This is a genomic window from Pararhodobacter sp. (assembly GCF_036802785.1).
Lineage (GTDB): Bacteria > Pseudomonadota > Alphaproteobacteria > Rhodobacterales > Rhodobacteraceae > Pararhodobacter.
In genome coordinates this window covers 17,861-42,502 of the sequence record NZ_DAIRVN010000019.1, presented here as the reverse complement: position 1 = coordinate 42,502, position 24,642 = coordinate 17,861, and the positions used below count along the sequence as shown (strand labels likewise).

General features: G+C 65.5%; 18 protein-coding genes. 8 read left to right on the top strand and 10 right to left on the bottom strand.

Annotated elements, in window-relative coordinates:
* Positions 1-200 precede the first annotated feature (200 nt).
* Positions 201-2,093, top strand: a complete 1,893-nt coding sequence (locus V7Q53_RS08910; protein ID WP_333828187.1) for a polysaccharide biosynthesis protein — start codon at positions 201-203, stop codon at positions 2,091-2,093.
* 30 nt (positions 2,094-2,123) lie between these two features.
* On the opposite strand, the gene V7Q53_RS08905 is transcribed toward V7Q53_RS08910, so the two are convergent.
* Positions 2,124-4,406, bottom strand: a complete 2,283-nt coding sequence (locus V7Q53_RS08905; protein ID WP_333828186.1) for a calcium-binding protein — start codon at positions 4,404-4,406, stop codon at positions 2,124-2,126.
* Between the two features lie 212 nt (positions 4,407-4,618).
* Between V7Q53_RS08905 and V7Q53_RS08900 the strand changes: the two genes are divergently transcribed.
* The gene (locus tag V7Q53_RS08900) at positions 4,619-5,641 is read left to right on the top strand and encodes a glycosyltransferase (RefSeq protein WP_333828185.1); all 1,023 of its coding nucleotides are present in this window, start codon (positions 4,619-4,621) and stop codon (positions 5,639-5,641) included.
* Here V7Q53_RS08900 and V7Q53_RS08895 read toward each other — a convergent pair.
* Positions 5,631-6,368: an ABC transporter permease gene (locus V7Q53_RS08895; protein ID WP_333828184.1), complete on the bottom strand. Its 738-nt coding sequence runs from the start codon at positions 6,366-6,368 to the stop codon at positions 5,631-5,633. The two genes, V7Q53_RS08900 and V7Q53_RS08895, sit on opposite strands and share 11 nt — an antisense overlap.
* 235 nt (positions 6,369-6,603) lie before the next feature.
* Between V7Q53_RS08895 and V7Q53_RS08890 the strand changes: the two genes are divergently transcribed.
* The 6 genes from V7Q53_RS08890 to V7Q53_RS08865 all read left to right on the top strand — a co-directional run bounded on the left by V7Q53_RS08890 (position 6,604) and on the right by V7Q53_RS08865 (position 13,104).
* Positions 6,604-7,854 carry a sugar transporter gene (locus V7Q53_RS08890; protein WP_333828183.1) on the top strand — a complete coding sequence of 417 codons (1,251 nt, stop codon included), beginning with the start codon at positions 6,604-6,606 and terminating at the stop codon, positions 7,852-7,854.
* A gap of 87 nt (positions 7,855-7,941) precedes the next feature.
* On the top strand, positions 7,942-8,595 hold the full coding sequence (locus tag V7Q53_RS08885) for an ABC transporter ATP-binding protein (protein ID WP_333828182.1): 654 nt from the start codon (positions 7,942-7,944) through the stop codon (positions 8,593-8,595).
* A gap of 63 nt (positions 8,596-8,658) precedes the next feature.
* Positions 8,659-9,729, top strand: a complete 1,071-nt coding sequence (locus tag V7Q53_RS08880; RefSeq protein ID WP_333828181.1) for a sulfotransferase family protein — start codon at positions 8,659-8,661, stop codon at positions 9,727-9,729.
* Positions 9,726-11,222 carry a glycosyltransferase gene (locus V7Q53_RS08875; RefSeq protein ID WP_333828180.1) on the top strand — a complete coding sequence of 499 codons (1,497 nt, stop codon included), beginning with the start codon at positions 9,726-9,728 and terminating at the stop codon, positions 11,220-11,222. The genes V7Q53_RS08880 and V7Q53_RS08875 overlap by 4 nt, the downstream gene beginning before the upstream one ends.
* Positions 11,219-12,154, top strand: coding sequence for a hypothetical protein (locus tag V7Q53_RS08870; protein WP_333828179.1), 936 nt, complete (start codon positions 11,219-11,221; stop codon positions 12,152-12,154). The genes V7Q53_RS08875 and V7Q53_RS08870 overlap by 4 nt, the downstream gene beginning before the upstream one ends.
* A gap of 11 nt (positions 12,155-12,165) precedes the next feature.
* Complete coding sequence (locus V7Q53_RS08865) at positions 12,166-13,104, top strand: hypothetical protein (protein ID WP_333828178.1); 939 nt, start codon at positions 12,166-12,168, stop codon at positions 13,102-13,104.
* Here V7Q53_RS08865 and V7Q53_RS08860 read toward each other — a convergent pair.
* From V7Q53_RS08860 to V7Q53_RS08825, 8 genes are all read right to left on the bottom strand, one after another.
* Complete coding sequence (locus V7Q53_RS08860; RefSeq protein WP_333828177.1) at positions 13,101-13,910, bottom strand: ferredoxin--NADP reductase; 810 nt, start codon at positions 13,908-13,910, stop codon at positions 13,101-13,103. The two genes, V7Q53_RS08865 and V7Q53_RS08860, sit on opposite strands and share 4 nt — an antisense overlap.
* 15 nt (positions 13,911-13,925) lie before the next feature.
* Positions 13,926-14,357 (bottom strand): DUF934 domain-containing protein, encoded by a 432-nt coding sequence (locus V7Q53_RS08855; protein ID WP_333828176.1) that lies wholly within the window; start codon positions 14,355-14,357, stop codon positions 13,926-13,928.
* Positions 14,354-15,094 (bottom strand): phosphoadenylyl-sulfate reductase, encoded by a 741-nt coding sequence (locus V7Q53_RS08850; protein ID WP_333828175.1) that lies wholly within the window; start codon positions 15,092-15,094, stop codon positions 14,354-14,356. The genes V7Q53_RS08855 and V7Q53_RS08850 overlap by 4 nt, the downstream gene beginning before the upstream one ends.
* A complete protein-coding gene (locus V7Q53_RS08845; protein ID WP_333828174.1) occupies positions 15,084-16,748 on the bottom strand; it encodes a nitrite/sulfite reductase in 1,665 nt (554 codons plus the stop codon). Before V7Q53_RS08845 ends, V7Q53_RS08850 begins: the two co-directional genes overlap by 11 nt.
* Positions 16,749-16,785: 37 nt before the next feature.
* Positions 16,786-17,094, bottom strand: coding sequence for a DUF2849 domain-containing protein (locus tag V7Q53_RS08840; RefSeq protein ID WP_333828173.1), 309 nt, complete (start codon positions 17,092-17,094; stop codon positions 16,786-16,788).
* On the bottom strand, positions 17,091-18,467 hold the full coding sequence (cysG, locus tag V7Q53_RS08835; RefSeq protein WP_333828172.1) for a siroheme synthase CysG: 1,377 nt from the start codon (positions 18,465-18,467) through the stop codon (positions 17,091-17,093). The genes V7Q53_RS08840 and cysG overlap by 4 nt, the downstream gene beginning before the upstream one ends.
* A gap of 182 nt (positions 18,468-18,649) precedes the next feature.
* Entirely contained in the window at positions 18,650-22,744 is a 4,095-nt protein-coding gene (locus V7Q53_RS08830) for a glycosyltransferase family 2 protein (protein WP_333828171.1), read from the bottom strand.
* 76 nt (positions 22,745-22,820) lie between these two features.
* Positions 22,821-24,635, bottom strand: a complete 1,815-nt coding sequence (locus V7Q53_RS08825; RefSeq protein WP_333828170.1) for a glycosyltransferase family 2 protein — start codon at positions 24,633-24,635, stop codon at positions 22,821-22,823.
* Positions 24,636-24,642: the final 7 nt, after the last annotated feature.

Below are 24,642 nucleotides of genomic sequence, written 5' to 3'. Positions count from 1 at the left end.
GTCGCCTATGCCGCCCAAAAACCGCCCATCGGCTTGCGCAGCAAAAAAAAGCGCTCGAAATTTCTGCGTTTCCATTGCAAAAACGCCTTGGGTGGAGGCGGCGTGTCATCACCGTCCACTCGCAACCCGGCAGGCCCTGCGCCATAGTGACGGTATATTGTGACATAAGTAAGCGACAGAATGTTGTCAGGGGACGAAGAATGCTAGGCTTTGTGAAATCGCTGTCGCGGCGTGCGAAACAGGCGATCCTTCTGAGCCTGGATATGGCGCTGGTTCCGGTTTCGCTGTCGCTGACCATCTATCTTCTGACGGGCGAACTGATGCCGGTCAGTTGGCTGCAGGATCATTGGGCAGCGCTGGCGCTGCTTGTGCTCGCAAGTGGTTTCATGTCGGTGCTGCTTGGCCTGCCGCGCATTCAGCTCAAATCCTACGAAATTTCGGCGATGGGGCGCAGCGCGATGCTGGCTCTGGGCCTCGCCGCGCTGATGGGCACGCTCAACGGCGTGATGGAGGCCCCCGGCCCCACCAGCGCGCCGGTCACCTTTGCCATGGTGTTTCTGGTCCTCAGCGCGTTGTGCCGGTTGCTGCTGCTTCAGTTCCTTCTGTCGGTCTATCGCAAGGATGTTCCGGCCACGCGCGTGCTGATCTATGGCGCGGGCAAGACCGGGATGCAGCTTGCCATGGCCCTCAAACCGCATGAGGCGATCCGCGCGGTGGGCTTCATCGACGACAACTCTGTCCTGCACAACATCACCGTCGCCGGCCTGTCCGTGCACCCCTCGCACAAGCTGGAACACCTGATCCGCGCACATTCGGTGGACCGCGTCTTGCTGGCCATGCCCTCGCTCAGCCCGCCGCGACAGGCGCAGATCGCGCGCCGCGTGGCCACGCTGGGGGTTGAGGTGCAGGCGCTACCCTCCTTTGCGCAGCTTGTCGGTCAGGAAGAAATCATCGACAAGCTGGCGCCGGTCCTGCCGCGCCGCTTTCTGGGGCGCCCCCATCTGGATTCCACGCTCAGCGGCGGCTGCCTGGCCTATCGCGGCAAGTCGGTGCTGGTGACGGGCGCGGGCGGGTCGATCGGGTCCGAGCTGTGCCGCCAGGTGCTCAACTGCAAACCCAGGCGGCTGATCCTGCTCGAAGTCGCTGAATTTTCGCTTTACAGCGTCGAGCGTGAACTACGCGCGCTGGCCGAAGATACCGGCTGCGAGATCATCCCGGTTCTGGGGTCGATCAATGATGCGCGCAAGATGCGCGACACCATCCTGACTCATGGCGTCAAGGTCGTGCTGCACGCCGCCGCCTATAAACATGTCCCGCTGGTTGAGGCAAACCCTGAGGCCGGGATCACCAACAACGTCTTCGGCACCCAGACGCTGGCACAGGCGGCGATGGACACCGGGGTTGAGCGGTTCATCCTGATTTCCACCGACAAGGCCGTGCGCCCCACCGGGATCATGGGCGCTTCCAAGCGGCTGGCAGAGATCGTGATCAGCGATTTCGCGCGCCGCTCCGAGAAGACCACCTTCACCATGGTGCGCTTCGGCAATGTGCTCGGCTCCTCCGGATCGGTGATTCCGCTGTTTCAGGAACAGATCCTGCGCGGCGGTCCGGTCACGCTGACCCATGAAGAAATCACCCGTTATTTCATGACCGTGCAGGAAGCCACGCAGCTTGTTCTGTGGGCCGGGAACCTGGCGAAGGGCGGTGAGATCTTTGTGCTGGACATGGGCAAGCCGGTCCGCATTGCTGATCTGGCGCGTCAGGTGATCGAGGCTGTGGGCTATACCGTGCGCAGCCCGGAAAACCCGGATGGCGATATCGAGATCATCACCACCGGCCTCAGACCCGGCGAAAAGATCCATGAAGAGCTGTCGATCAGCCGCCAGTTTCAGTCCACCGGGCACCCCAAGCTTTCCTGCGCTCTTGAGGGCAGCCTTTCCGAATTCGAGATCGCGCGCGCCCTGCAGAGCCTGAAAACGCTGATCGAGACCGGCGAACATGCGCGGCTGGCCGAAGAGGCGATGCGCTGGGTGCGCCGCGATCTGGAAAAGACTGCCGCCCGCTCTGACTCAGCCGACAGCCTGAAGCACTGACCAGCCTCTGACGCGCCGTTGGCTCAGGCGTCAGAGGATATGGATATGGTCTGACAGCAGGTCGAGATCGTCGAAATCCACCAGCGTGATCACGGTGTTCGCCCCCGGCCCGAAATCAAGCACGATATTGCCATTCGCGGTGACCACGCCAAACCGCTCGACGATCTGCTCAGGCGTCAGGTCGCCCAACCGCCGCCACAAGGCCGCGGACAGCAGCAGAATGTCCCCCTCGTCAGGGTTGAAATCCATGACGCGGTTTCTGTCGTCATTGCGGTAGAAGACAAACGTATCGGCACCCGCGCCGCCAAACAGCCAGTCCGTGCCCGGCCCGGCTATCAGTGTGTCGTTTCCGTCGCCGCCATGCAGCGTGTCATTGCCCCGCCCACCCCAGAGCCGGTCATTGCCCGCACCGCCATAGATAAGGTCAGCGCCGCCGCCGCCGCCCAGCAGGTCATCACCCGGGCCGCCATAGAGCGTATCGCGCCCGCCGCCGCCCCAGATTACGTTGTTGCCGCCACCACCGCGCAGCACGTCATTCCCCGGCCCGCCCCAGATAGTATCATTGCCGGTGCCGCCCCAGATGGTGTCATCCCCCGGGCCGCCGCCGATCAGGTTGTTACCCCCGATACCGCGCAGCAGGTCATCGCCCTGTCCGCCCCAGATGGTGTCATTGCCCGGCCCGCCGTCGATTGTGTCATTGCCAGCGGTTCCCCGCCGGACCCGCCCTTCATTCGGGTCGGGTTCCGGCTCTGGCTCTGGTCGGGGTTCGGGCTGCGGTTGCGGTTGAGGTTGCGGCTGTGGCTGTGGTTCCGGGCGTGGCTCGGGTGGTTCTTCTTCCTCGATGGGCCGGGTGTTGTCGGCAGGGATAAAGGGAACCCTGTCAGGCCCCAGATGCCCGCCCGGAAACAGATCATCAACGCTCAGCGGTTCGCGGTTCGCACCCGTCAGAACGATGACATTGCCCCGGTATTCGATCCGCGCACCGGTGGCGGTTGTGGTGATGGTCAGCTGCCCGATATTGCGCAGCATGGGCCAGTCAGACACATCCAGCCGGTCAATCCCCCGCTCAAAATCCAGAACATGCACCGTGCCGCCACCCGCCCGCATGACAAAAGTATCGGCCCCTGCCCCGCCACGCATCCATGTGGCGCCCGGGCCGGCAACCAGAATATCGGCACCCTCGCCCCCCTCAAGCGTATCGCGGTCCGATCCGGCGATCAGGATGTCATTCCCGGCGGTGCCCCGCACCACCTCGGCATTGCGGGTGCTGCCGGTGCGCTGCACCCCCAGATCCTCAAGCGAAAGGGTGAAATGGGTCACACCGGTGTCACGCTGCGATCCGGCGAACAGATGCAGCGTCTGCCCCACCACTACGGCCTGCAGGGCGGAGACATTGAAAAGCGCGGTGCCAGCCCCGTCGGCGATGGTTTCCAGCAGCACCAGTTTGCCGCCGGGCAGCATCAGAAACACGCTCAGCCCGTGATCGGCCCCGCCCGCGATGACGAAGACATGATCACCCGATGTCACGGTCGTCATGGCCTGAACCCCGGCAAACCGCGTGACCTGCGTGTCGATCAGATGGTCGGTCGGGGTCAGCGAGCCGTCAGCGCCCAGCCGCATCACCGACAGCGACGAGGTGCCCCCGGCGGCCAGCACCACATAGGTCTGGCCGCCGATCTCGACCACCTCCATTGCGGTCGGCGCCTGAACACCCAGCCCCTGCCGCATGCCCATGGCGTCGGTCTCGGTCAGCCGCCCGGTGGCGGCGTCACGGCGAAAGACCGTTACACCATCGGTGCCCGCATCGGCGGCCAGCACATATTCGCGCCCGTTGATCGTGACATGCGTCAGCGAGACGATCTGCCCCTGCGCATAGCCCTGAGGGAACAGGTTCAGCGCGTTGTCGGCATGCGTCACCCATGCCTCGACAATCCCCTGCCCGCCGTTCGATGCCGAATGCAGCGCATCGCTCCAGCGCAGTTGCTGGTTCGCCGTCAGCCCCCCCTGCCCGCTGATCCCGTAGCCGATCAGCCCCTGCGGCGTGGCGCCGACAAACAACACCGGGCCGTTGCCATGATCGCCCAGCACGATCCGTTCGCTCACCACCGCCGTCAGGTTGGGTGGAAAGATCACGGTGGTGTTCACCGTGACCCCGCCATCGTCATCAATCCGGTATCCCACCAGCCCGCCATTGCGGCCCGTGGTCGTATAGACATGCACGCCCTCATCACTGACGTGAACGGCAATGTCGCGTATCCGGTTGTCGAGCAGCTCCACACCCGAGCCGACGACGCCCCGCAATTGCAGCTGCATCCTGTCACCTCATTTCCCACCACCTTCGTGATGCCCCCGCCGACGGTTGCCGGACGGCGCGAAACGATGGCAAATCTGCGGCCTTCCCGTCGCATTTTAACGGTTCCGCAACGCCTCCGGGCCGGAGTGCGGCGGGCAGAAGCGGGGCAAAGGGTTTGACAGGCGGGTGGTTTTGTGACTTCACGCAGCGGTCACGAAGCACAGGAACACGCATGCAGGCGGCCCACAGGAACGAAACCGGCGCGCTCACAGACCCGCAAAAGGCACGCCCGAAACTGCGCCTTGTCGCCGTGGTCGTCACCCATAACCGGCTTGCGCAACTGCAGGTGACGCTGCCTGCGCTGCTGGCTGCCCCGGCCGATGATCTGGCGGCGGTTCTGGTGGTGGACAACGCCTCGGACGACGGGACGGGCGACTGGCTTGCCGGGCAGTCAGACCCGCGCCTGTCGGTGCTGCGCAGCGATACCAACATCGGCGGGGCGGGCGGGTTCGAGAACGGGTTGCGCCATGCCGTGGCCCATCTGAGCCCCGACTGGGTGGTGGTGATGGACGATGACGCCCGCCCTGAACCCGGCGCGCTGGCGGCCTTTCACGCGCTGGATACGGGCGGGCTGGACGGGCTGGCCGCCGCCGTTTTCCACCCTGACGGCACCCTGTGCGAAATGAACCGGCCCACGCTGAACCCCTTCTGGCACAAGCGCATTTTGCTGCGCACGGCACTGGGCGGCGGGCGCGGCGCCTTTCATCTGGGCGCGGACGATTTCGCCACGCCAGGCACACGGTCGATTGACGGTGCCTCGTTCGTGGGGCTGTTCCTGTCGGTGCGGGTGTTTGAAAAGGTGGGTTACCCTGACGGGCGGCTGTTTCTCTATGGCGATGACGCAATCTATACGCTGGGGCTGACCCGCGCCGGGTTCCGGCTGGGCTTTGACCCCTCGGTGCGCTTTGAGCATGACAGCACCACCTATTCCGCCGCCGACCGCCGCATCCGGCCCCTGTGGAAGGTCTATTACTACCACCGCAACCTGCTGATCCTTTACCGGCTGGCGACCGGGGTGTTCTTTGTGCCGGTGCTGCTGGTGATCCTGCCGCGATGGCTGGGCCGCCTGCGCCACCACGGCGGCGAAAGGCGCGCCTTCCTGCGGCTGTTCCTGTCCGCCCTCCGCGATGGCCTGACGCGGCGCACCGATGTCCCGCATGCCGATATTGTGAAGCGCGCCGGTCCTAGCGGTTGAGCAGATCACGGTGATGACGGCGCACGAGCAGCAGGCCCAGCACCATCGGCACCAGTGCCCAGATCAGCACATAGGTGACGGAAATATATTCGGGCCGGTAGATCGGATAGAAACCGTCGCGCATCAGGCCGGTGATATGGATCAGCGGGTTATACCAGAGGTATTGCTGCGCCTGATACGGCAGGTCGTCATAGAGGAGGATAACCCCCGACATGATCATCAGCGGCGCGGTCAGAATGCGCCAGATGTTCTCTGTCACCGGGAAACGCATGAACATGTAGATGTTCAGCGTGCCGATCCCCATCGCCATGGCCGCGGCCAGCGCATAGGCGGTCAGGATCTTGCTCCAGTCCAGCACGGTGCGGATGTCTTCATAGATCATGACGCCGCCAAGGATGATCCATGATACACTGATCCCGATCAGCACGTTCAGGACAAAGCGCGCGATGATCGTATCAATCCAGGCAATCCGCGGATACTCCAGCAGCGAACTGGCCTGCGTAAGCGACTTGGCGATCAGCGTCGAATTCTGCTTGAACATCTGGAACACCAGAATGCCCGTCGCCTTGAACAGGATATAGCTGGTGCCCAGACTGGGCGCGCGCATCAGAAGCGAAAAGGCGAAGGCAAGCATCAGGATGATCGCCAGCGGCTGCACGATCGCCCAGATGTACCCGCCCGGCTTGCGGCCAAAGCGCGTGGCCATCTCGCGCAGGATCAGCGCCATGATCGAGCGCACCGGGGCAAAGCCCTGCGCCGTGCCGCGCGTGGCTGGCCGCAGCCCCGGCTGGAACTGTGGGGCGGCAAGGGGTGTCTCGGGCGCGGACAGGGGGCGATTCCTTGTGCTGGTGTTTTCAGACGGAACTATGTAGAAAAACCCGACCGGATTCAAACATAACAACCGAGAGCAGACCTTGACCGAAACGGGACAGGCAAAGGCACGACCGAACCGCCCGAAAGGTATGCGGCCAGACAACAAGGCCGCCCGCCTTGCCCGCAGGGCAGCGCGCAAGGCCAATGCCGACGCCACTGACTACGATGATGCCGGGTTTGCAACCGACAACCTCGCAGCCATCGCAGCCCCGGCTGAGCCCGCGCGCCTGCGCAAGCGCCATTACGGCCTGCTTCTGAGCCTTGTGGCGCTGATCCTTCTGCCGCTCACGCTGACCGTCGGATACCTGTATATCTTTGCCGAAGATCAGTTTGCGTCGAACACCGGCTTTACCGTGCGCACCGAAGAGACCAGTTCTGCCAGCGATCTGGTGGGCGGCCTGTCGGCCTTCATGGGCGGCGGCGGCGGCACAACCAACACGGATGTGCTCTACGAATTCATGCAAAGCCAGGAGATTGTGGAGCGCATCAACGCCCGCATCGACCTGGCGGAGCATTATTCACAGACCTGGCCCCGTGACCCGGTGTTCTCCATCTGGCCAGACGCCTCGATCGAAGACCTGCTGTGGTACTGGCGCCGCGTCGTGCGGCTTTCCTATGACAAATCGTCAGGCCTGATCGACATGCAGGTGCGCGCGCGTGACGCGCAGACCGCGCAGGCTATCGCGCAGGCCGTCGTTGCGGAAAGCGAGCAGATGATCAACGCCCTGAACGAGGCCGCCCGGCGCGACACCACCGCCAATGCCGAGAATGACCTTGAGGAGGCGCTGACCCGCCTGCGCAGCGCACGTCAGGCCCTGGCGGAATACCGCGCGCGCACGCAGATCGTCGATCCGATGGCCGATATACAGGGGCGCATGGGGGTGCTGACCAACCTTCAGCAGCAGCTTGCGCAGGTGCTGGTCGATTTTGACCTGCTGATGCAGGTCGTCACCACCGACAACGACCCGCGTGTACGGCAGGCCCAGCGCCGGATCGACGTGATCCGCGCGCGCATCTCGGAAGAGCGGCTGAACTTTGCCACCCAGGATGTCACGGTCTTTGACACCGACTATCCCAATCTGATCGCCCAGTTCGAAAGTCTGCGGGTGGATCAGGAATTTGCTGAACAGACCTATCGCGCCGCGCTGACCGCGCTGGATGCCGCCCGCTCCAACGCGTCACGCCAGAGCCTGTATCTGGCCACCTATATCAGCCCCACGCGGGCCAGCCGCGCCGAATATCCGCAGCGTCTGGTTCTCACCGGGCTCACGGCAATGTTCCTGCTCCTGGCATGGTCGATCATGGCCCTCATCTATTACTCTGTCCGCGATCGCGGCTGAGGCCCGGTATCCGGGAACCGGAACCGGACTGCCTGACAGAACAGGGGGCCGCCTGACGCAACGGGCCAACGATACGAGTGCAGGACGATGATACGGATTGAAGACCTCTCCAAAGGCTTCTGGGTCAAGGGCGATTACATCCCTGTGTTTCAGGGCCTGAACATGACCGTTCCTACCGGGCGTTCGGTGGCGCTGCTGGGCGGAAACGGCGCGGGCAAATCAACGCTTCTGCAGCTTGTCGCCGGCACCATCCGGCCAGACGGCGGGCGCGTGCTCAGCGACGGGGCCATCTCATGGCCCATCGGCCTTGCCTCCAGCTTTCACAAAGAACTGACCGGCGAGCAGAACACCCGTTTCATCGCCCGCGCTTACGGTGTCGATACCGGCTCGCTCTGCGATTTCGTGCAGGATTTCGCCGAGCTGGGGCGCCATTTCCAGGCACCGATCCGCACCTATTCCTCAGGGATGAAATCGCGGCTGACCTTCGCCGTCTCCATGGGTATCCAGTTCGATACCTATCTGGTGGACGAGGTCACCGCCGTGGGTGACGCCAAGTTCAAGCGCAAAAGCCGGGAGCTGTTTCGCGAACGCATCAAGACCTCGGGCGCGATCATGGTCAACCATAACCTCAACGAGCTGCGCGACTATTGCGACTGTGCGATGCTGCTGCATAACGGGCGGCTTCAGTTCTTTGAAGACCTGCCCGAGGCAATCGCCATGCATAACCGGCTCATGGCTTGAAAAACCCGGTGCTTCCTGTCAGATGCGCGCTGACATTCGGTCGCATCGCGCCCCGGGGACCAGATGACCAAGACAGTTTACATCCATATCGGTCACTTCAAGACCGGCACGACAGCCCTTCAGGTGTTCTTCCGCCGCAACGCTGCGCTTTTCGCGCAGGAGGGGCTTCTTTACCCCGATATTCTTGAGCTGAACGCCAAGCATTCGGCGCTGGCCTATTCGCTTTACCGCGCGGCCGGTGTTGAGACCTTGCTGCATGATTACAACCTGCCGGACTCCCCGGAAGACCTGTGGGAGGGGATGCTGGACCATATCCGCGCCGCCCCCCAGCCTGCCGCGCTGATCAGCTCTGAGGAATTCATGCGCCTTGGCGCGCATCCCGCAGCCGAAAGCCGGTTGCGCGACATCATCGCGAACGCGCAAGGCATCGACTTTCGCGTGATCGCCTATCTGCGGGCGCCGCGGGGGCATACGCGCTCATGGTACAACCAGCTGGTCAAGATGCGCCTGCCGGTCGGGGACTTCAACACCACCCTGCGCAGCGGCATGGAAAGCGTGCATCTGGATTACACGGCGGCCCTGCGGCCATGGGTGTCGATCTTCGGCGCTGACCGCGTGACCCTGCGACCGTTCGAGGAGCGCCTGCGCGCCGGATCGGCCCTCTATGACGATTTTCTTGCCGCCATCGGCCATGCCATGCCGCAGGGCGCGGAATTTCCGGAAACCGACCCCAACCCCCGCATCAACGAGCACGCGCTGGAGATCATCCGCCTGTACCGCAACGCCGGTTTCCCGCCTGCGCTGATCCGGCCCAGCATCGAACGCGCCCTTGCATATTTCGCATCGGAAGAAAGGCGCCTGCCCCCGGACAGCCCCGAGTTTGAATCCCTGCTGGAAACCTCCCGCGCCGGGCTGGAAGGGTTGCGCGATCTGCCGGGCAACGGGCTGAACCTTGAGCGCTTCCTGAATGATCTGCCCGAACCCGAAGATGACGAATCTCTCGCCCATACCCGCCAGATCGGGTTTCTGATCAACGAAATCATGCATCTCCACACGCGCCTGCGCAAAACCCTTCCCGCCCTGGAGCGCCGCCTTGAAGCGCTGGAAAAGCGCGGCGGCAAGGCGGCTGAATGAAGGTTCTGTATTACAACTGGGTTGATTACCTTGACCCTGAAAAGCGTGGCGGCGGTGTCAGTGTCTATCAGCGCAACCTGCTGGCGGCGCTGCTTGCACAGGGCGGGAATGAGGCGCATTTCCTGTCGTCGGGCATTGCGCATGAGTTTCGCCGCGCCGCGCCGCGTTGGGCTGAACTGCCCCCCGTGCGCGGCGAGGTCCCAGTACGCCGGTTCGAGATCGTCAATGCGGGCCTGATGGCGCCTTCGCATGCCGATTTTGGCAGCCCCGCCCAGCTTGAAGAGACCGCGACCGAGGCCACTTTCATGGATTTCGTCGCCCGCAACGGGCCCTATGACGTGATCCATTTCAACAACCTTGAGGGGCTGCCCGCCAATGTGCTGCGCGTCAAGGCGCGCTGGCCTGCCACGCGGGTGGTGTTGTCGCTGCACAATTACTACCCGTTCTGCCCACAGGTGAACCTCTGGCGCAACGAGGCCGAGAACTGCACTGATTTTGACGCCGGGCGGCGCTGCGAAACCTGCCTTCCGGTGCGCGCCGATCCGCGCTCAGTCCGGCTGGCGCATGCGCTGTCCTGGCGCCTGCACCGGCTGGGCATGGGGCCGGGAACCCCGGTTTTCGACAAGGGTTTCCGCCCCTTGCTGGGCCTTGCATGGCGCAGCTACCGCAAGCTCAAACTGCTGCGCCGCCCCCGACCCGCGCCTGCGGCCTCGCCAGTAACCTCTCAGACCGCAACCCCCGCCGACCTGAACCCCGGCGCCGCCTTTGCCGCGCGCCGTGCGGCCATGGTGGCGCTGATCAACAGCCATGCCGACGCCGTTCTGTGCGTCTCTGACCGTGTGCGCCAGATCGCGGCGCATCACGGGCTGGCGGCGGAAAAGCTGCACACCTCTTATATCGGCACGACCGAGGCCGACAAATGGCAGTGTACCCAACCCCGCCCCCGCATGGTGCAGGAGGATGGCACGGTGCGGCTGGCCTATCTGGGTTATATGCGCCGCGACAAGGGCTTCTTTTTCCTGCTCGATGCGCTGGAGGCCCTGCCGGACGCGCTTGCAGCCTGCATTCGCCTGACCGTCGCCGCCCGGCGCGGCGAGGCGTCGGTTATGGCGCGCCTGAAAGCCGTCGCGCCCCGGCTGGCCGAACTGCGCCTGATCGACGGCTACACCCATGCCGGGCTGGATGCGCTTCTGGCGGATGTGGACCTAGGCCTTGTTCCCGTCATGTGGGAAGACAACCTGCCGCAGGTCGCCATCGAAATGCACGCCCGCCACATTCCGCTTCTGACCTCGGACCGGGGCGGCGCGCAGGAACTGGGCGGCTCGGCAGACCTGACCTTCCGCGCGGGCGATACCGCCGATTTTGCCCGCGTGCTTGAAACCGTGCTGGAGGAACGCATCACACCAGCCAGCTATTGGCAGGGCGCGATGGCCCCGGTGACCATGCAGGCCCATCTGGACCAGTTGCTGACGATATACGAGGGAAAGCCATGAAAGCCATCATCCATATCGGAACGCCGAAATCCGGCACCACCTCGATTCAGGCGTTCCTCCGGCTCAATCAGGCGGCGCTTTGCGAACAGGGGTTCCGCTGCGAACCCTTCGACCCCAGCAACCTTGCCCAGATGGAACTGGCAACCGTTGGCGTGATCCGTGCAGGCGATACCGTGCAAGAGGCGAACAAACGCCACGCGCTGGGTGTGGGTGACCACGCCAGCCAGGAGGCCTATGTCAACCGCTATGAGGACATGCTGCGCACGGGCGCGCAGAGCTGGGCTGAGGATACCTATCTCGCCTCAGGCGAGCAGGTGCATTCGTGGCTGTCCAGCCCCAAACGTATCGCCGCCCTCGACACTTTCCTTGGCCAGTTTTTCAGCGATGTGCGCTATGTCGTCTATTACCGCCCGCAGGAAGAATTCATGCTCTCCACCTATTCCGAGCGGGTCAAACGCGGCGAGATGATCACCTTTGAGCGGCATTTCGAGCAGCGCCTGCAAAAGATGAATTACTGGCGCAAGGCCCAGATGTGGGGCGAAGTCGTCGGCAAGGAGCGCTTTGTACCCCGCCTGATGGTCAAGGATGCCATGGAAGGCGGCGATCTGCTGGATGATTTCTGCGCCGTTGCCGGGATTGACCGCACGCCGCTGGAAACGCCGCCGCGCATGAACCTGTCGCTCTCGGCTGAGGAGATGGCGCTCTATTTGAAACTGGGCCGTCTGGTGTCTGCGCGCAAGGCATCCGGCGCGCCAAACCCGCTGTTTCGCGCGCTGTTCAAGGTGGCGCGGCTTGGCCTGCCCAGGCCCGGCTCCAGAATCACGCTCACCGATGATCAGCGCCGCCAGATCCATGAGGTGAACGCCGCCTCCAACGACGCGATGCGCGCGGCCTTTTTCCCTGAGCGCGCCGCGCTGTTTTCCGCCGCCTGAGCGCAATGGCGATGAAGGCCCTCATCCATATCGGAATGCCGAAAACCGGCTCGTCCACGATTCAGGCCTTTCTGAAGATCAACGCCGAAGCCCTGCGCGCGCAAGGCCTGCGTCATGACCCCGTCAACCCGCGCTTCGGCAGCCAGTATGAGCTTGCCGCCACCGGGCTGGTGCGCGCGGGCGCTGCGATGTCCGATGCCGTGGCGCTCAGGGTGCTGGGCCTGCGCGACCCTGCCGCCCAGCAGGCCTATGTCGATGCGTTCGAGGCGCGGTTGCAGCATGGGCAGCAGGCATGGGGTGAGCGGGTGTTCCTTGGCTCCAGCGAGCATATCCATGCATGGCTGACCAGGCCTGAGCAGATCACCGCGCTGGACACTGTGCTGCGCCGGTATTTCGACAGCGTCCAGTATCTGGTCTATCTGCGCCCGCAGGGGGAAATGGTGGTCAGCGCCTATTCCGAGCGCATCCGCCGTGGCGAAACGCTCAGTTTCAACGACCATTTCAACCAGCGCCTGAAAGCGCTGAACTACTGGAAATCGCTGCGGCTGTGGGCAAAGGCGGTGGGCGAAGCCCGCCTCACGCCCCGGCTGCTGACCCCGGATGCGCTGGTGGGTGGTGACCTGCTGGATGACTTCTGCGCCATCGCCGGTATCGACCGGACCGGGCTGCAAACGCCGCGCCGGATGAACACCTCGCTTTCCGCCGAGGCGATCGCGCTGCGCCGTCAGATCAACCGCTTTCTGCCGGTGCGCAACCGCAAGGGCGGGCGGGCGAAGCCCTATCAGCTGGCGCTGCGCCTGCTGGAGCGGCGCCTGCCGCAGCCCGGCACCCGGCTGCAACTGAGCGACGGGCAGCGCCAGATCCTTCTTGCTGACCATGCCGAGGCCAACGAGAAGCTGCGCGCTCGCTACTTCCCCGAGCGCGCCACGCTTTTCCCCACCGAAAGCTAGCCCACGAACGCCTTTTCCACCACGAATTCGGCGGGGTCCGAATTGGCCCCTTCGTGCAGGCCCCAGCCTTCCAGCAGCGCCTTCACATCGCGGTTGAAATCCAATGAGCCGCAGACCATCACCCGGTCGGTTTCAGCCGTCAGCGGGCCGGGCAGGCCCAGATCAGCGAACACCTGCCCCGAGGCCAGCGTATCGGTTATCCGCCCCATCCGTGGCCCGTTTTCGCGCGTGGTGGTCGGATAGTAATGCAGCTTGCCCGCCGCCATCTCACCGATCAGCGGGTCATCTTCCAGCCCCTTGACCAGCGCAGCGCCATAGGCCAGCTCAACCTGTTCCCGGCAGGTATGCATCAGGATCACGCGGTCATATTTCTCATAGGTTTCGGGGTCGCGCAGCAGGCTGGCAAAGGGTGCCACGCCGGTGCCCGTAGCCAGCATCCACAGCCGCCAGCCGGGTTTGAGCGCGTCATGCACCAGCGTCCCCACCGGCTTGGGTCGCAGGATAACGGCATCGCCGGGCCGGATATGCTGCAGGCGGCTGGTCAGCGGGCCGTCGGGCACCTTGATCGAATAGAACTCCAGCGTATCATCCCACGCGGGCGAAGCGATGGAATAGGCGCGCAGCAGCGGCTTGCCGTTCTCGCCGGGCAGGCCGATCATCACGAACTCGCCCGAGCGGAACCGCAGGCTCTGGGGCCGCGTCACCCTGAACGAGAACAACTGTTCGCTCCAATGCGTGACCTCGGTCACAATCTGCGCATCCGGCAGCGCCCGCTGAACGGGCGCAAGGGTGGTTTCCATATTCATGCTGTCGTCCTTTCCTCAGCCGCGCAGCCGCGCCTGATAATCATGCGCCTGCCAGTCAGCCCGGAAGGCCCATTGCGCAGCCGGCTGGCGCGCAGCCAGATCGGCGGTGATTTCCACCTCATCAAAGCCCGAACGCCGCGCCATGGCATATTGATCGGCCAGCACATGGCCCACGGCCCGCAGCCGCCCGTCATACCCCAGCCGCCGCAACCGCCGCGCCAGCGTAAAGCCCCGCCCGTCGCTGAACGCCCCGAAATGGATGCGGATCAGCCCGGCGCGGGCCATATGCGGCACCACATCCTCGGCCTGACTGTCAGCGGGCAGATCAAGCCCCGCGCGCAGCACCGCCACCCCCTCAGCCAGTTCCGCCAGCGTGACAAAGCCCGCCTGCCAGTCATCGGGGGCAAAGCCCGTGTCGGTGACAATCACATTCCCGGCCACGCTCATGCCGCATCCTCCCGGAGCGGGCTGCGCACCACGCGCCCGCCGATGAAATGTATTCCGCATTCGGTTTTTTCCTGCCCGCGCCAGCGCCCGGCGCGGATATCCTCGCCCTCTTCCACGCGGCTGGTGCAGGGCATGCAACCGATGGAGGGATAGCCACGCGCCACCAGCGGATGGCGCGGCAGGGCGTGGCGGTCGATATAGGCGACGATATCGGGCGCCGACCAACCGGCCAGCGGGTTCAGCTTGATCCGCCCGGTGCCCTCTTCGGCCTCGAACGCCGCCAGCTCGGCCCGGCTGCCGCTTTGAAACCGCTTGCGCCCGGTGATCCAGCCATCAAACCCCTGCAACGCCCGCTCCAGCGGCTGCGCCTTGCGCAGGGCGCAGCAGTCATCGGGCCGGGCGCGGTGCAGCAGCGCGTCGGGGTCGTGGCTGAACAGAGCATCGCGGTCCGGCGTGATGATGCGCAGATCGCGCAGCGCCAGCGTTTCCGCCAGTTCGCGCTGATAGGCCAGCGTTTCCGGAAACAGCATCAGCGTGTCGATGAACAGCACCGGCGTGTCGGGCGCAATCTGTGACACCATATGCAGCAACACCACCGAATCCGCCCCGAAGCTGGACACCAGCGCCACCTTGCCCAGCGCCGGATCGCTCAGCGCGCCCTCCAGCATCCGCGCGGCGCTCAGCGCGCCATGGCGGGCGTTCAGCCCTTCGGCCCTTGTGCTGGCATCAAGCGGCATGAGCCTTCTCCTCAGGGTAAAGGGCGGCCTTGAAAGGCGCGGCGCCCAGACGGCGATAGGCTTGCAGGAAGCTTTCGCCCGGCCCCGCGCGGCCCGCCAGATAGGCTGACACCAGCCGCTCAACGGCAGGCACAATCTCGTCATAGGCAAAGCCGGGGCCCGCGCGCTCACCAATCGCGGCGGTTTGGGTGCCGTCGCCCCCCAGGGTGATCTGGTAGCTTTCCACCCCCGCCTTATCGAGGCCCAGAATGCCGATATGGCCGACATGGTGATGCCCGCAGGCGTTGATGCAGCCCGATATCTTGATCTTCATCGCGCCGATTTCCTGCTCCAGCCCCAGCGCCTCAAACCGTTGCGCAATTTCCTGCGCCACGGGGATCGAACGGGCGGTGGCGAGCGCGCAGTAATCCATGCCGGGGCAGGCGATGATGTCTGAAATCAGCCCCACATTCGCCGTCGCCAGCCCCACCGCCTTCAGCGCGGCATGCACGGCGGGCAGGTCGGATTTGTGGACATGCGGCAGGATGACATTCTGCTCATGGCTGATGCGCAGCTCATCATGGCCATATTGCTCAGCCAGATCGGCCATGACGCGCATCTGCTCTGCCGTGGCATCCCCCGGCGTTGCACCATGCGCCTTGGTGGAGATGGTCACAATCGCATAGCCCGGCGCGCGGTGCTCATCCAGGTTGGTATCCGCCCAGGCGCGGAACACCGGGTCAGCGGCGCGGGCGCGGGTATAGGCATCAACCGGCGCATCGCGGAAGGCGGGTGGCGCGAAATCCTGCTCGATGCGCGCAAGAATCTCCTGATCCACCCCGCTCCATTCTGCCCGGATCTCGGCAAACCGCGCCTCGATGCGCGCGCGCAGATCCTCCAGCCCCAGCTCATGCAGCGTGATCTTGATGCGAGCCTTATACTTGTTATCGCGCCGCCCGAACGAGTTATAGGTGGACAGGATCGCCTCGACATAGGGCAACAGCTCGGCACGCGGCAGGAAATCGCGCACCACCATGCCCAGAAGCGGCGTGCGGCCAAGGCCACCGCCGACAATCACCTCAAACCCCGGCTGCCCGTCCTGCTCAACCATCCGCAGGCCGATGTCATGCGCGCGGGTCACGGCGCGGTCATTCGGGCTGCCGGTGACGGCTACCTTGAACTTGCGCGGCAGGAACTGGAATTCAGGGTGGTCGGTGGACCACTGGCGCAACAGCTCGGCCACCGGGCGCGGATCGGCGATTTCATCGGCGGCGGCGCCCGCGAAATGGTCGGCGGTCACATTGCGCACGCAGTTGCCCGAGGTCTGGATAGCATGCATCCCCACCTCGCCCAGCGCATCCAGAATATCGGGCACATCGCCCAGTTTGGACCAGTTGAACTGGATGTTCTGGCGCGTGGTGAAATGGCCATAGCCCTTGTCCCACCGCTGCGCGATCATCGCCAGTTGCCGCATCTGCGCGCCGTTGAGCGTGCCATAGGGGATGGCGACGCGCAGCATATAGGCGTGCAGTTGCAGATAGAGGCCGTTCATCAGGCGCAGCGGGCGGAACTCTTCCTCGGTCAGCGCGCCGGAAATGCGGCGCTCGACCTGCGCGCGGAATTGCGCATTGCGCTGGCGGATGAAGGCTTCGTCGAATTCGGTGTAGCGATACATGGGTCTGTTCCTGTCAGGTGGCGTTCCGGGATGGCGATCAACCGGAACAAAGTGCTTCCTGCTTGCCGTGGGCATAGTTGGACGGGCCGCGCCTGCGGAATGCCTCGCGGAAATGGGTGGGTTCGGGGCCATCGGGGCCTGCTTTGGCAGGGGCCAGATAGGGGCCGACAACCGCATGCGCTTGCGTCAGCGCCCATTCCAGCCGGTCGTCTGCGGCCTCGGGCGTGGTGAACAGCGTGGCCTCATTCGGGCTGGCCGTCCATTCGTTGCCAGCGCTCAGCCAGACAACCTCACCCGACAAAAGCGCATTGGCGGTGATGACGGAAGGGGTGAAACGGCGGCTCATAGCGCGGCCTCCCGCTGCTGGGTCACGGCTTCGCGCGGGGCAATGCCCAGCAGCAGCACGGCAGGCCCGGCAAGGTCTGTCACCACCTGCGGCAGGGTGGCCAGCGTGGCGCGCAGAATGCGCTGGTCAGGGCGGCTGGCGTTTTCAACCACGCTTACCGGCGTGTCAGGCGAGGCGCCGTGCATCAGCATCCGCCCCTGAATGAACCGCGAGGCGCGCTTGCCCATATAGACCGCCGCCACCGCACCGGGCCGGGCCAGCGCCTGCCAGTCCTGTTCAGCATAACCCTGCATGTCATGGCCGGTCACCAACCGGGCCGAGGCATTGCGCCCGCGCCGCGTCAGGCTTTGCCCCAGCGCGGCGGCTGAGGCCGAGGCCGCCGTGATCCCCGGCACCACCGCCCAGTCGATCCCGGCTTCATCCAGCGCTTCGGTCTCTTCATCCAGCCGCCCGAAAACCGAGGGGTCGCCGCCCTTCAGCCGCACGACATGCGCGCCCTGCCCGGCATGTTCCACCAGCAGGCGGTTGATTTCATCCTGCGGGGTAGAGGGGCCGAAGCCTTCCTTGCCGACAGCGATCAAGAGCGCCTCACGCCGGGCCAGTTCCAGAATGGCACCGGGCACCAGCCGGTCATGGATCACCACATCGGCCCGGTCCAGCAGCCTGCGCGCTTTCAGCGTCAACAGTTCCGGGTCACCCGGCCCCGCGCCGACCAGATCAACCCGGCCCGCACCGGGTGCCTGCGCGAGATGGCGCGCCAGCAGGTCATTCAGCGCAGGTTCCAGCGCCGCCTCACCCTTTTCAGCGACGCGGGGGCCGGTTGTCTCATAGTATTCCGCCCAGAAATCCCGCCGCCTGCGGCCCATCGGCAAAGCATCGGCGGCGGCGCGGAAGGCCTTGCCCACCCGCGCCAGCAGGCCCAGCGCCACCGGCAACCGCGCCTCCAGATCGGCCTTGAGGGCGCGCGCCAGAACCGGCGCTGCACCCTCGGTACCGATCGCCACGACCACCGGGTCACGGTCCACAATCGCGGGGGTGATGTAGTCGCTGTCTTCCAGATTATCGACGATATTGACCAGCGCGCCCTCAGCCCGGGCAATCGCGGCGACGCGCGCATCCTCGACTGCGTCTTCCGCCGCGCCGTATACCAAACGCGCGCCGCGCACATCGCCTTCAGCCAACGCGCGGCGGTGCAGGTGGATGCGTCCGTCACGGGTCAGCGCCTCAAGTTCAGGCGCGGGGTCGGTGGCGAATACCTCCAGCCGTGCGGTGGTCTTCATCAGAAGCCGCAACTTCGCCAGCGCCGCCTCGCCGCCCCCGGCGACAATCACCCGCGCCCCGGCAAGATCAAGGAAGATCGGAAAATGCTGCATCGGACACTCCATAGGACTTGCCCGATAATAGAATATTTTTCTGCTTTCATGCCAGATGCTGGCCGACATAAGAACATATATGCCGATCAGAACCCATCAAACCAGAACACTGTTCTACCAAGAAGCATTGCGCGCCCCGTCCGTGCCGCCCTTGCCTCTTTGCGTAAAATCCCGTTCCCGGCTCAATCCCCGCCGCATACCTTCCGGACAAAACCGCATTCGCTGAACGGCACCGAAACCGCCGGATCAAACAGCGAATCGCGGCCCTCTGACACCAGCGCCAGATACTTGCGATACTCTTCGGCATTGTTGAAATGCTGCCGGCGCGAAACCTCGGCCAGAGCCTTGGCGCGGAACGCCGCGTTATACTTGAAATGCGCAAAGAACAGCGGGCGGGTGGCCAGCTTCGCCTCGGCCACCGCGTGCAACCCGGCGGAAAACCGCATCCAGGGCCGGTACTTCAGCAGCGCGGTTTTCTGCGCCACAAACAGCTCAGCGCGTGAGCCGGGCAGCAGGCGGTGGCGCAGCGCCGATGTCACCACCGGCGCGTTCGTATAGGGGCCCATACCGCCGGACACCTTCAGAAACGGCTTCCGGTCACAAAAGCCGGCCTCGGCAAAGGGATCGCCGCTGCTGAAATCGGCCGCCTCCAGCAGGCCCTGCGGATACATGTCCAGCATGAACAGCCGCGCGGCATCGGCGCCCTCGAACGCCGCGCTTTCCACCAATTCGGGCAGGCTGCCGCCGCCATCGGTGCGCCAGAACAGCAGCTCATCGGCATCGGCCACCACAGACCAGCGGTTGGTGCGGAAATTGCCCAGCAGGGCCTGCTGCCACGCCACGCCATAATGCGACTGGCTGTATTCGGTATCGACCGAAAACAGCGCCACATCGGGCTGCTCCGCCAGCATCTCAAGCGTGCCGTCGTCCGAGCCGTTGTCCGCGATCAGGAACCCCTCAACCCCCAGCTTGCGGTAATGCGCCAGAAAGTGCGGCAGCATGAACGCCTCGTTGCGCAGGCAGGCCACCACCGCCACCTGCGCGGCATTCACCCGCGCCAGCTTCTCAGCGCTGGAAATCAGATCCAGCGTGTTTGAGCGCGCGCCCAGCCGCGCAGGCTGGTAACCGGGCCAGACCTTGGCGGGCCGGGGCAGCGGCTGTCGGCTCTGATCCAGCACCTCGGCCTGACGCTCATGCCCGTCCAGATGCGCCAGCTTCACGCCACCGCCCCTGAACGGCAGAAACCCGTTCTCCCATGCCGAAACGAGCGGCCCGCCGGGGCGGGTGTGGCGCATCACGGCAATGCGGTAATCCTCGCCCGAGACGGTGATATTGCGCAGCGCCAGCAGATCACCCACCAGCTTGTCTTCCATGAAGGAAAGCTGCGCCAGCGCCTGCCCCTCGGCGCTGTCGGCGGCGCCAAGCAGCGCTGCCATCGCCCGGCGTGACAGCGTATAGCCTGACCCGCCATCGGCATAGCGCGAGGGTTCGGGCGATTTGTCCAGCTCAAGGCGCCCGCGATCAGAGCGCGATTTGGCCATATGCCATGTGCGGTCCATCTGGCCACGCACCCGGTGCAGGGGGCGGCCATAGTAATCAAATTTCAGGTGGCTGAGCGAAAGGAAGAACGCTTCGGGGTCAAGGAAGCAGTCATCGTCGATCTTGAGCAGATGCGAAAAGCCCGTGTGGTCATGCACCCAGCGCACCATGGCGAGCGATTTCTGCGGCAGGCCTTCGTAATCATCGGGGGCGTCCAGATACACCACATCGCCCTCGCGCCGCCCGTCCCCGCCACCGACAAAGACGAGGAACGGCACCCCCAGCCCCTCAAGCAGCGCCATCCAGCCCGCGCGCATGGCGGCGATGCGGCTGTCCAGATTGGGCTGGCAGGAATAGACGGCGACCAGCGTGTCAAAAAGCGGGTTGGTGCGGGCGGTCAGATCAGCGGCGCGGTCAGCGGCCGGGGCGGGAAGGCGCGGGAAATGTGTGCCGAACAGCCCTTCGGCCTGCGCGCATAACGGATGATCAGGCAGGTGGCGGCGCAGGGCATGCAGCGCCATCGCGGGCGAAGCGGAGCGGGCCAGCGCGGCGCGCTCATTGCCATCCAGCCCCGCCAGCAGCGCCTCCATCCGCGCCATCACCACCCCGGTATCGGCGCCCTTCCGCGCCAGCCCGGCGGCCAGCGACAGACCCAGCCCGAACCCCAGAAACCCGCTTTGCGCCCGTGCCAGCGGGGCCAGCGCCTGCGCGAAATCCGCCAGACCGCTTTGCGCGTTCTCGCTGGCCAGAAGCGCCACGGCCTGACCTGCCAGCCGCTCCTGCAAACGGGCATTGGGCGCACGCGGCACGCGCTCATAGGCGGCGGGCAGGCCGCGCCGGGCGGCATCTAGCAGTGCAGGCGCTGGCTCGGCAGGGTCAGGGCGGGGAAAGGCCAGATAGCGCAGCGCGGCCTCTTCCGGGTCCAGCCCGGTGGCAAGGATAGCCTCTGGTTCCGGCGCCTCCCCTTCCGCCAGCGCAACTCCGGCGGGCCCCAGCAATTCCCGCCGGAAACGCGCGACATCGACATTGCCCAGCCGCTCGAATACCGCCAGTTCGGTCTCGATCGCGGCGGCACTTCCGCCCGCATCCACCAGCGCGGCGAGCCGCTCAAAGCGCGTCTGCATGCCCGCGATAAGGCGCGGCGGGTCTGGCCAGTCGCTGGCGCGCCGCGCCGCCAACATCTCCCAGAACGCGGGCGAGAGGCCATAGGCTTGCAGCGCGACAGAAAGAATGCGGGCGTGAAGCGCGCGGGGAAAGGTATCGGCCTGCACCAGCAGCTCAACCACGGCGCCCATCAGCGACAGGCAGGGCGCGCGGTCCCAGTAGGCGGGCGCGCGCGCCTCGATAAAGGCCAGCGACGCCCAGATCAGCAAAAGCCGCTTGTCATCATCCAGCGGGCGGCCATCGGCGCCGGGGCCGTTCAGCGCCGCCTGCCGGAGCACCCAGCCAATCGCGGGCGTGACAATCCATGCGCCATCGGGGCGGGCCATGCGGGTGATCATGTCGCTCATCCGCTCAGGCTTCGCATCAAGGTAGAGGAACGGCAGCACGACCGAATTATGCCAGGGGTTATCGCCGGAGGCGAAGGGCTCAAGCCCCTCGGCCAAGGCAAGGGCATGAAGGGTGCGCGGATCATCATGGGTGCAGAACCATTCACCCAGCCGCAGGAACAGCGCGCGGCGCTCAGGCCGCGGCAAGGGGGCCTCATGCTGGATGGCGCGCAGCAGCGCGACCGGGCCGGTTTCGGGCATGCGGCGCATGGTATAGGTAAACCTGTCGCAGGTGCGGTTCACGGCCTGCCGGTCAATGTTATCCTCTTCCGCAGCCTCGGAAACGGTGATCGCCGGGGCCTGATCACCAGCGGCACCCCCGGTTGCGCCCTCGAACAGCCACGCCGACAGGCCAAACCCTTCGGCCGCCGCCGCGACACCGGCGCGGCCCTCGCTGCCCAGCCGGTCAAACAACCCGCCCATGCGGCAATGCTCGATCGCCTGCAGCGCGGCCAGCGCGTCATGCTTCAGTGCCTCCGCCCGGGCCATCGCTTCGATCCGCTCGGTGACCTCGGTGCGGGTGAGCGTGGTGCGGGCCAGCTCGGCCCCAGCCGCATCCACAAGGCGCAGCGCCACCCCTTCACCCGCCCCCCGCCAGATTCGGCCCGGCAGCACACAGCGCAGCGCCATGGCCTGCGCAGCATAGGGCAGCGACAAAAGCGCCACCGGCAGGGGGGCATCCAGCCCCGCCACCTCAAGCCGCGCGCCCGCATGGCCCACGGCGGGGTGAAGCACCTCCAGCCGGTCGGTCAGTGCGAGCGGCGCAAGGGCGGGCATCGGCCCCAGATCAAGGCCGGTGCAGCCGCCGCGTATATCGACATGCGCAATCGCCCCCAGACCAGGAAAGCCGCGCCGCATATAGAACCGCCCCTCGGCATCGGGCCGCGGCAGGCGGTCAAAGCGGCCCAGTGCGCGCCCCTGCACATTTACCCGCGCCGCGCCGCCCTGAAAGACCACCTCAACCGCGCCGCCCGTCCGCGCGAAATTCATCTGCCAGACCCACTCACGCCGCCAGCCCGCGCCATCGCGGCGGTTGACCACGGCGACCCCCTCGTCATGGCGCAGCGAGAGGTGGAACGGCACCGTGCTGCGGGCCGCGTCAAAGAAATAGAGGTTCAGAACCGGGCTGTCCGTGAAATCGGTGTGGCAGAAGAAACGCGCGCCATTCCTGGTCTTGAAAGGATACATCCGGGGTCAAACCTGTCTGAGGGGGCCTTGCAGCGCAAAGCGCGCTCTTTATGCGCCGGGCACCACGGGGATGCAATCAACGGGGCTTATCAGTGGGCGGTGAAAGGCCCAGCAGGCGGCACAGGCGGGGCGCGATCAGGCGGTCAGCGGGCAGATCAGGCGCGGCGCGCAGCCGGAAAAGCCGCATTGCCAACACGCCCGCAGCCAGCAGGCGGAACCGCGCGGCGCGACCGGATGTGGCATCCATTCCGGCGCGCAGGCCGCGCGCGAACACCACCGCCTCCCATCCCTGCGGCAGCCCGGCCATGCGCGGGCTGCCCCGCATTGCGCGGATCGCCCACGCCAGCGCCAGCGGCGAAGCGCCGGGCCAGGCACGGCGCGGAACGGCCAGCGCCGGAAAGGGAAACCAGACGCAGGCCCCCGCCGCCTGCGCCTGTTCCAGCAAAACCGCCTGCGCGGCCAGCGGCGCGGGAGCCTTGCCCGGATGCGCAAGCAGATCACGCCGAACAATCCGCGCGGCAGGTTCAGGGTGCAGCCGCAGCGCGCGCCGGGGCGTCAAGGTCAGCAGCCCGCCGGAAGGGGGGATGCCCGCGCTGTCGGGCGTGAAAGCGTCGGTTTCCAGAAGGGCATCGTGATAAAACCCGCCCTCCCATCCGCCCTGCTCAAAGCCAGAGATGCCAAGCGCGCCGCCCAGCCGCTCCATCCCGTTGATCCAGACCTTGAAGCAATGCGCGCCGGGCTGATCACCCGGCCTCAGCACCACCAGATACTTCCCGCGCGCCTGCTCGGGCGAAAGGGGCCGGACTACCGCGCCGTTCCCCAGATGCCCGCGCGCCAGCAGGGCGGGATCGTCGGTCAGCACCTCAAAATCCGGGATGCTCTGCCCCTCCAGCGCACGCAGGCTGGCGGCCAGCGTCTCAGCGGCACCTTGCGCGCCAAGCGTCACGCTCAGCGGCACCGTTCCCTGCATCGCCAACCCCAGCGCGGCGCTGATATCCTCATCCCAGAACGGGCTGAAAGCGATGGCGTGGCGCGCAAAGAGTGCCGCCGCCCCGGCAAGAAACCGCGCGCGGCGGGCCGGGTCACGCAGAACGCCTGCACGCTCATGCACAAGGCGCGAAGCGAGGCGCGCAAACCCCTCCTCCGCCTGTGCCGCACCGCAGCCGCGCACCAGAACCGCCAGCCGCTCCAGCACCGCGAACTGCTCGAACACGCGGTCATCATCGGCCCCGGTGATCTGGCCGGGGCGGGCGCGGGCGTGGCGATAGAGCGGCGCGGGCAGGTACAGAAGATGCCCGGTGCGCGCGGCAAGCGCCCAGAAGAATTCATGATCCTCAAACCATGTGCCTTCCGGAAAACGCAGATCTCCGATCAGGCTGCGCCGATACAGCTTGTTCCATGCCGAGGGGAAATGCCGTGCGATTTCGGTGCAATCGTCCAGCGCTATGCGCCGGGCGGGGCCGGGCTGCACATCAGGCGCGCCGTGGATGGCCGAATGATCAAGCACCTGCCCGTCAGGAAAGCTCAGCGCGATGGCGCAGGCCACCCAGTCGCCGCCATCAGCCACAAGCGCGCCGTGCATCTGCGCCAGAAAGTCAGGCGCGAACTGGTCGTCACTGTCGAGAAACGCAATGAACGCGCCGCGCGCCACCTCAAGCCCCGTGTTGCGTGCGCCTGACAGGCCACGGTTTTCCTGCCGGATCACCCGGAACCGGGGATCGCCGTCAATCGCCGCCAGCGCCCGCGCGCCGCTGTCATCTGTTGAGCCGTCGTCGATTACCAGCGCCTCGAAATCGCGCCAGCTCTGGGCGCGAAGGCTGGCGATACAGGCGCCGACATGCGCGGCAACGTTGTAAACCGGAACAATGACCGAAATCGCAGGTGCGTCCATATTCATG

Coding starts and splice junctions, on each gene's coding strand:
- V7Q53_RS08910 (WP_333828187.1), top strand. CDS start 201: ATGCTAGGCTTTGTGAAATCGCTGTCGCGGCGTGCGAAACAGGCGATC.
- V7Q53_RS08905 (WP_333828186.1), bottom strand. CDS start 4,406: ATGCAGCTGCAATTGCGGGGCGTCGTCGGCTCGGGTGTGGAGCTGCTC.
- V7Q53_RS08900 (WP_333828185.1), top strand. CDS start 4,619: ATGCAGGCGGCCCACAGGAACGAAACCGGCGCGCTCACAGACCCGCAA.
- V7Q53_RS08895 (WP_333828184.1), bottom strand. CDS start 6,368: ATGGCGCTGATCCTGCGCGAGATGGCCACGCGCTTTGGCCGCAAGCCG.
- V7Q53_RS08890 (WP_333828183.1), top strand. CDS start 6,604: ATGCGGCCAGACAACAAGGCCGCCCGCCTTGCCCGCAGGGCAGCGCGC.
- V7Q53_RS08885 (WP_333828182.1), top strand. CDS start 7,942: ATGATACGGATTGAAGACCTCTCCAAAGGCTTCTGGGTCAAGGGCGAT.
- V7Q53_RS08880 (WP_333828181.1), top strand. CDS start 8,659: ATGACCAAGACAGTTTACATCCATATCGGTCACTTCAAGACCGGCACG.
- V7Q53_RS08875 (WP_333828180.1), top strand. CDS start 9,726: ATGAAGGTTCTGTATTACAACTGGGTTGATTACCTTGACCCTGAAAAG.
- V7Q53_RS08870 (WP_333828179.1), top strand. CDS start 11,219: ATGAAAGCCATCATCCATATCGGAACGCCGAAATCCGGCACCACCTCG.
- V7Q53_RS08865 (WP_333828178.1), top strand. CDS start 12,166: ATGAAGGCCCTCATCCATATCGGAATGCCGAAAACCGGCTCGTCCACG.
- V7Q53_RS08860 (WP_333828177.1), bottom strand. CDS start 13,910: ATGAATATGGAAACCACCCTTGCGCCCGTTCAGCGGGCGCTGCCGGAT.
- V7Q53_RS08855 (WP_333828176.1), bottom strand. CDS start 14,357: ATGAGCGTGGCCGGGAATGTGATTGTCACCGACACGGGCTTTGCCCCC.
- V7Q53_RS08850 (WP_333828175.1), bottom strand. CDS start 15,094: ATGCCGCTTGATGCCAGCACAAGGGCCGAAGGGCTGAACGCCCGCCAT.
- V7Q53_RS08845 (WP_333828174.1), bottom strand. CDS start 16,748: ATGTATCGCTACACCGAATTCGACGAAGCCTTCATCCGCCAGCGCAAT.
- V7Q53_RS08840 (WP_333828173.1), bottom strand. CDS start 17,094: ATGAGCCGCCGTTTCACCCCTTCCGTCATCACCGCCAATGCGCTTTTG.
- cysG (WP_333828172.1), bottom strand. CDS start 18,467: ATGCAGCATTTTCCGATCTTCCTTGATCTTGCCGGGGCGCGGGTGATT.
- V7Q53_RS08830 (WP_333828171.1), bottom strand. CDS start 22,744: ATGTATCCTTTCAAGACCAGGAATGGCGCGCGTTTCTTCTGCCACACC.
- V7Q53_RS08825 (WP_333828170.1), bottom strand. CDS start 24,635: ATGGACGCACCTGCGATTTCGGTCATTGTTCCGGTTTACAACGTTGCC.